A 6876-nucleotide genomic window follows, 5' to 3' on the forward strand; every position below is an offset into this window, starting at 1 on the left:
TCTGCTAGTGACATGGTTCGACCGATCAGGCAGGCCAGGCGAATTCGTTGTTTATCACGCCTGCCGTGAAGGCGTCCCACTCGCCCGGCGTGAAGAGCAGTGCCGGGCCGGTCGGGTTCTTCGAATCACGGACGCCGACGTGACCAGCGGCGAGCCAGGCGACTTCGACACACGACTCGCCATCTCCGCTGTGTCTCGACTTGAACCATAGCGCGCCGGATAGGTCGTTGGTCACTGTTCGTATCTCCTTGCAATGTTCCTGATCAGATCTCTTGACGGTCGTTCTTCGAGCGCAGCACCCCGAAGAGCGTCAAAAATTCCCAGAAAGCGGTCTACGTCGCTACCCTCTTCGAAAATCATTGTGCCAATGGCGCCTTCGGTGTAGACAGCAGACGGCTCGTTATGCGGGAAGTCGATGATGATGCAAGGCGGTATAGCCAGACCTGCTGGGAATCCTGCACTGAACGGAACTATCCGGATCGATACGTTGTCCAGTGTGCTCATGTCGGCAACATGGCGGAGTTGCGAAGACATGGACCGCTGAGAGCCGACAACGGTGTACATGACCGACTCGTGCAGCAGAAACTCTGCTTGCACTGGCTTGTGCCGACGAGTGAGTATCGCCGAACGCTGCATTCGCAGCGCAACACGCTGATCCAACTCTTCCGGGGTATCGGTCTGCGGAGACGCCACTACGTGTCGTGCGTAGTCGGCGGTTTGCAAGAGGCCCGGAATAACCAGCGAATTGAAGAAGTGGAATCCCGTTGCCACTGCTTCTAATTGAAGGTAGGTGTTGAATCCCGGCCGAATCAGAGTTCGGAAGTCCTCCCACCAAAACCGAGAACTGGACTGCTCTACGAGTAATTTCAGATACTCCGTCCGTTCTTCTGAAAGCCCATAGAACTGACAGATGTAATCGACATCCCGAACCTTGACCTTCTCGTTCTGACCGAGTTCGAGCCGACTGAGTGTGGAGCGGCTGAACTCCAGGGCTTCGGCTACCCGTTCGAGGGTGTAGCCGTGCGCCTGGCGCGCGTCGCGCAGCGCTCGGCCCAGCTGTCGATGCTGCAGCGTCGTCCTGCGCACGTCTGACCTGGTACCCACCATTCTGTGTTCCTCCCCTGCTTCCCACGTAGTGACCTGTGTTTTCCCACGGCGAGAGTCGCCGTGCGCCGAACTCAGGAAGCTTCCAGGGCATACACACCGATTGCCGCGCACCGGCCGTTTCGAGCCTCGCTTCGTGAGTACGCCCGCAGCATATGCGCATGCCCGAGCAACACGGAAGACAACTCGCGACCATGACGAATTCCCGACTGGCAGAGCGGACTACGCCTGACAGCCGGGTCCAGCCGAAGGCGGTGTGCCCACCCGCCAAGTGGGTACGCGTCGCCGCATCGGGGCATCCCGTCGAAGAGGTGGCGGGACGGTGAACCGGGACACCCTGCTCACGCCACCTGAGGTGTGTGGACATGCTGATCTGCGGCTGGCGCACGCGCAGATGCAGGCGCATCGTGCCTGCCGCGTGCAGCGGTGCGCGTGGAAAGCGGCGGCGCATCACACGCTGGTGGCAGCGGGACGGCTGACACCCCAGACACTCAGCCCGCGTGAACGCGCCGCCGCACGCGGCATACCGTTTCCGCCCGCCGACCAACTCGGTCCTTCCGACCCGCGACCGGCCGCGCGCACATTGCACGAAGTGCTGGAACGGCTGTCGGAGCTGGCGGCACCACCGGAACCGCTGTGGGGGTGAACGTTGCATCGGACCACGGTCGGCGACACCCACGCCGGATGGCGGTTGGTCGGGCATCGCATCGAGATCCTGTTCTTGTGCGACGACCGCGACACCACACCCGCCTACCGGCTGCGCAGCGACGGCAGCACAGTGCCGATCCCGTTGGGGCAGTGCGGCCTTGTCGCATTCGATGAACGCGCACTCCCGGACCTGGCCCAGGCCCGCGAATGGTTCCCCCGCCACTTCCACCTCTGGGACGCCGTCCGCAAGCACTACTGGCAGGTCCTGCTGTCCACCCACGGCCCCCACCCCACCGACCTCCCCCTCCCACCCCAGTAGCCGCCCACGAGCGGCACACCCCTGCGGCAAAACGCGAGTAGACCCCTCCGTGGTGTGCCACTCGCAGCCTGACTTGATTGAAGAGGGAAATGCCTAAACGACGAAAGCAGCGGCGGTACAGGCGGAAGACGCCGGCGCAAGCAGTGATGGCGTCCGGCATACGGTATCCGCCGGACACCGCGATAGACGCGATCCTCGCCACCATGATGGCCGAACGCAGTCGCGACGTGACAGACGCGGATGTCGACTCGATTCACTTCTGGGGGTTCGCTTGTACCGACAAACCCGGTACCCAGGAGACGGCCCACACCGTGATCGTCCTGGATCCCGACGCCGAACGCTCCCCGATCCTGGACGCGGCCGAATGGCTGATCCGTAGATTCCACGGCCGCCTGTGGGGATTCGGACTCGCCTACCGGGCCGTCGGGGAGATCTTCGCCGGTCCCGGCCGGGTCCCCGACGAGGCGATACAAGCGGCGATGGCGGGCAAATTGCACGAACGCGCCGGAGCCGATGACATGTGCGCGGCAACCATCTTCGACGCCCGCGCACGCACCTACACCGCACTCACCTACACCCACCTGCCCGAACTCGGCCCCACCCCCACCTGGATCAACGACACCCGCACCGACACCGACACCTGGATCGAGCTGTTCGACCAACGCGTCGTCGCAGCACACGCCTGGGCAGCGGCGATAACACTCGATCCCGACCGCAACCACGCCGCCATAGCCCTGCTCCGAACACCGTGAAGGGGTTCGACAGTCCGGCGTTCTGCGGCGGCCGAGGCGCGACGGCGAGCGCGCCCGACACGGCTGTCGCCGGCTTCGAGGAACCGTACCGTTCGCCATCTGGTATTCGATTCAGGTACCGACGAGTCGGTTATCTGGATTCAAAACAGTCATAGTGGATGACTCATTCCGAATGCTCACGTCGTTTTGCACATGAAAATTGTTGTCAGACAAGTAAATACCCACATTATCCGAAGACACAGTCCCATGCAGGGCGATACCATCGCCCTGTGGGGAACCGGCTTGCGCTGATCGTCGGATCGGAATGCGACGCGATGCCTCGCCTCGGTTTTCCGGGCGAGCTGGCGCGCGCATTATCGTCGGCACTGGTGACGTCCGGGGGATGGCGCCCGTACGACGGCGAGTCCATGACGTTGACGGATCCGACACTCGCGCAGCTGCATTCGGTGTTGGAAGCGGCCTTCGAAGCGGCGAATGAGCAACGGGCTACGTTGCTACTCGGTTTCATCGGGCATGGACTGGCCGTGAGCGGGCCCGCGAGGTACTACTTCTTCACGAAGGATTCGCAGCCGCCGACGGCAAGCGGCGGCCGCGCGTTCACCTCGAACAAAGCGTTCAATCTGCCGTCGACGGTCGGCGAGCTCGCCAGCGCATACCCCGGCATCGACGGGCTGATCGTGCTGGTCGACGCGTGCCAGACCGAGGGAGCGACGCAGGCCGCGGTCCGGGAATGGTCCGAGACGGTAGTCCAGTCGACCGGCCGGTTGGAGCTGTTGGTCGCGACTGACGGCGGGCTGGCGTACGACGGGTGTTTCACCCGTTCCATGCTCGATGCCTTCGGTGTCGGCCTGCCGCTGCGTGGTGAGCACATCCTGCCCGCGGACCTGCGCGACTCGACCGCGAATTCGTGCACATCGCAGCTGCCGCAAAGTCTTTCGATCGCGGTCGGGGAGGTCAACGAGCACGGCGACCCAGGCCTGTGGCTGGTGCGCAACGTCGCCAGGACGAGTGACGCGGTCACCGGCCGGGCGGACGCCACGACTGTCGACGAGTTGACCTCGCGGCTGTACGTGACCGCGATGATGCGCAGGCAGCTCAACGAGCTGGCCGGCTACGGATTCGAGCGACTCCGGGGAATCGTCGGCTCCGGTGGATCCGGGAAGTCCGTGCTGATGGCGTTGCTGGTGCGTCCCGGCCTGACCGCGACGTCGACCGCTCCCACGATGCGCACCGCCGCGGTCAGCGTCGATGCGGCCGTCTTCCTGACCGGGACCAGCACCGCCGACAGACTCATGCGCGAGATGGTGGTACAGCTGCGACGGCGGCTGCGCGATTCGGCCGGACAACAAGCGGCCGAAGCTGTTTCGGATTCCGGCGAGCGAGGCGACGCGATCACGGCGGAACTGCACGGCGTGCTGCGCCGGTTCAGCCACGCCGAGTATCAGGTCACCGTCGTCATCGACGGCGTCGACATCCCCACCGAGCCCGGCCACCGCGAAGGCATCGCCCGCACCATCGACAGTCTCACGACACACGCCGACTACGAGCACGTGCGGGTGATCGTCAGCGCCAGGACCGGTTCCGATGTGCTGGCACTGCCCGCTTTCGGGCGCATGCGGTCGTTCGCGCTGCCTGCCCCGACCGCATCCGACGTCCACGCGTTCCTGCGTGCACACGTGCGCGACCAGCGCGGCGAGCCGTGGCCGGAGGCCAGGATCACCGCGCTGCTGGCGTCGGCGGACCTGGCGGACACCGGAAGCGACCAGTCGGCGACCACCGGCGGCTGGCTGCTCGCGCGGCTGATCGTCGACGTCGCCGCCCTGCTGACCGACGCGGACCTCGCGCGTGGGCTCGATGTCGATCTCCTGGCTCAGCGGCGGCTGGAGGCGATGCGTGAATCGCTCACTCGCACCGGCGACACCGCCGCCGTCGACCATCTCGGATTCCTGATCGCCCTCGTGCTGACCGGCGGTCCGGGTCCGGTCCTACCGATCGAGGTGCTGTGCGAATCGATCAAAGAGCTCGGCCCGTCCGATATGCCGGAGCCGCAGGTGCGCAACCTCGCGGTGGGCCTCGGCGCGCTGCTCAGCCGCCGCCGCCCGAACACTCCTGACGAGCACATCGGGCTCGCGCACACCGCGTTGCACGTGTCGTTGACGGCCGCGAATGCCAGTGTCGGCGTGTCGCCGCGGCGCGCCAATCGGGCCATCCTGCTCGCATTGCAACGGTGCACCTCGGCGCAGGCCGCGGCATACCGCGAGGTCGCGGCGATCCGTCATTACCTGGCCGCAGCAGATCCCGGCGGCGCGCTCGCATTCCTCACCAGCATGTCCGTGGGTTCGGTGGACGAGCGCATCGCACTCGGGGAATCGTGGCTGCCGAGTTTCACCAGGCGATTCGGCGCGCAACACCCGACTACCCGGCAGCTCTCGGACACCATCGATCAGTGGCGCGCACAACGTGCCCGTGCCGAATCGATGACTCGTCCGACAACGCGCCTGGCCCTGCTGAGCGCTGCCGTCGTCGCGGTCGTCCTCGGCTTGTGGATCGTCCTCGCGGCGCCGACCAGGGATGTCGCCCTTGAAGGCGTCGGCACGACGATCACCGTGGACTCGTCACCGCCGGTTCCGGCCGAATCGTCGCCCGGCGAGGAAGCGATCGTCGCGCCCCTGGACCCGACGACCACCGCACGGAACGTCACCACGACGCCGTCGGCCGTTGCACGCTCGGCCACCGTCACGACCAAGACCACAACGACAACAAAAACAACGACAACAACGACGACGACCAAGACCACGACGACCACCACCACGACCAAGCCGCCGCCCCAGTGCCCGCACGTCGTGGAAACCCTGCAATTCGGAGCGGTCACCGTCGGCAGCACCGCGCAGCAGGACGTCTCCTTCGTCTGGCGAGCCTGCTACGACGCGTCGAAGGCGGACTTCTCCGGACCCGGCTACAGCATCGTCAACAGCGATTGCGCCCAGCCCGACAAAGTCTGCCTGATCCGGTTCGCCTTCACTCCCACCGCGCAACAGCAGTACAACTACAAATTCGCGATACCGGACGACGACGGGCTGACCGTCGTCCGAATCCTGCTGCGCGGCACCGGAACATAGCGGTTGCGGTCGATCGACGGGTCGTCGCTGCATTTGCCTGGCCGCGGCAACGACATCGGGACGTACGCCGGGTAGACCGGGAGGTTCCCGGGTCAACTGTGATAGGTGTACGAGAGTCCGTTGCTGGTGCCGCCCGGGGCCGTGACCGTTACGGCGACGACGCCCGTCCCAGAAGGCACTGTGGCCCTGATCCGGGTGCTGGAGGTGACGGTGAACGACGTCGCCGCCTTCGTGCCGAAACGCACGGCGGTCGCGCCGGTGAAGTTCGTGCCGGTGAGGGTGATCGTGTTGCCGCCGGAGAAGGACCCGTGGTTCGGGGTGAGCTGGGTGAGCGTCGGTGCGGGGAGATGGGTGTAGTTGACGCCGTTGCTGGTGCCGCCGGCGGTGGTGACCGTGACGGCGGCCGTTCCGGCAGCCCGCGCGGGGACGACAGCGGAGATCTGGGTACCGGAGACCACCGTGAAGGACGTCGCCGCAGTGGTACCGAAGGTCACCGCGCTGGCACCGGTGAAGTTCGTTCCGGTGAGGGTGACGGTGTTGCCACCCGCGGCCGGACCCGAATTCGGGACTATCGAGCTGAGTGTGGGCGCGGCGACATAGGTGTAGACCACGCCGTTACTGGCGCCGCCGACAGTGGTGACGGTGACCTGGACCGATCCGGCTGCCCGCGCGGGGACCACAGCGGAGATCTGGGTTCCGGAGACCACCGTGAAGGACGTCGCCGGAGTGCTACCGAAGGTCACCGCGCTGGCACCGGTGAAGTTCGTTCCGGTGAGGGTGACGGTGTTGCCACCCGCGAGCGGACCCGAGTTCGGGACTATCGAGGTGATGGTGGGCGCGGCAACGTAGGTGTAGACCACGCCGTTGCTGACGCCGCCCACGGTAGTGACCGTGACCGCGACAGGCCCCACCGTCCCGGCGGGCACCACGGCAC

8 protein-coding genes are annotated in these 6876 nt (G+C 65.7%); 5 read left to right on the top strand and 3 right to left on the bottom strand.

Annotated elements, in window-relative coordinates; translation table 11 throughout:
* Nucleotides 1–25: 25 nt before the first annotated feature.
* Together NA4_RS11965 and NA4_RS11970 are read right to left on the bottom strand one after the other, a co-directional pair.
* Nucleotides 26–235 (bottom strand): DUF397 domain-containing protein, encoded by a 210-nt coding sequence (locus NA4_RS11965; RefSeq protein ID WP_067468661.1) that lies wholly within the window; start codon nt 233–235, stop codon nt 26–28.
* A complete protein-coding gene (locus tag NA4_RS11970; protein WP_218022289.1) occupies nt 232–1086 on the bottom strand; it encodes a helix-turn-helix domain-containing protein in 855 nt (284 codons plus the stop codon). The genes NA4_RS11965 and NA4_RS11970 overlap by 4 nt, the downstream gene beginning before the upstream one ends.
* Before the next feature lie 179 nt (nt 1087–1265).
* Here NA4_RS11970 and NA4_RS42125 point away from each other — a divergent pair, with 179 nt between their 5' ends.
* The 5 genes from NA4_RS42125 (at nt 1266) to NA4_RS42020 (ending at nt 5942) form a co-directional block, all read left to right on the top strand.
* A complete protein-coding gene (locus NA4_RS42125; protein ID WP_157128957.1) occupies nt 1266–1430 on the top strand; it encodes a hypothetical protein in 165 nt (54 codons plus the stop codon).
* The gene (locus NA4_RS11975) at nt 1427–1750 is read left to right on the top strand and encodes a hypothetical protein (RefSeq protein WP_067468667.1); all 324 of its coding nucleotides are present in this window, start codon (nt 1427–1429) and stop codon (nt 1748–1750) included. The genes NA4_RS42125 and NA4_RS11975 overlap by 4 nt, the downstream gene beginning before the upstream one ends.
* Before the next feature lie 3 nt (nt 1751–1753).
* Complete coding sequence (locus NA4_RS11980; RefSeq protein ID WP_067468670.1) at nt 1754–2071, top strand: hypothetical protein; 318 nt, start codon at nt 1754–1756, stop codon at nt 2069–2071.
* 146 nt (nt 2072–2217) lie between these two features.
* Nucleotides 2218–2823, top strand: a complete 606-nt coding sequence (locus tag NA4_RS11985) for a hypothetical protein (protein WP_067468673.1) — start codon at nt 2218–2220, stop codon at nt 2821–2823.
* A 368-nt stretch (nt 2824–3191) separates the two neighbouring features.
* Nucleotides 3192–5942 (top strand): P-loop domain-containing protein, encoded by a 2751-nt coding sequence (locus NA4_RS42020; RefSeq protein WP_157128958.1) that lies wholly within the window; start codon nt 3192–3194, stop codon nt 5940–5942.
* A 92-nt stretch (nt 5943–6034) separates the two neighbouring features.
* On the opposite strand, the gene NA4_RS11995 is transcribed toward NA4_RS42020, so the two are convergent.
* Nucleotides 6035–6876: IPT/TIG domain-containing protein (locus NA4_RS11995; RefSeq protein ID WP_067468697.1), on the bottom strand; the 842-nt coding region annotated here is incomplete at its 5' end.

Source organism: Nocardia amamiensis NBRC 102102 (assembly GCF_001612745.1).
GTDB lineage: Bacteria > Actinomycetota > Actinomycetes > Mycobacteriales > Mycobacteriaceae > Nocardia > Nocardia amamiensis.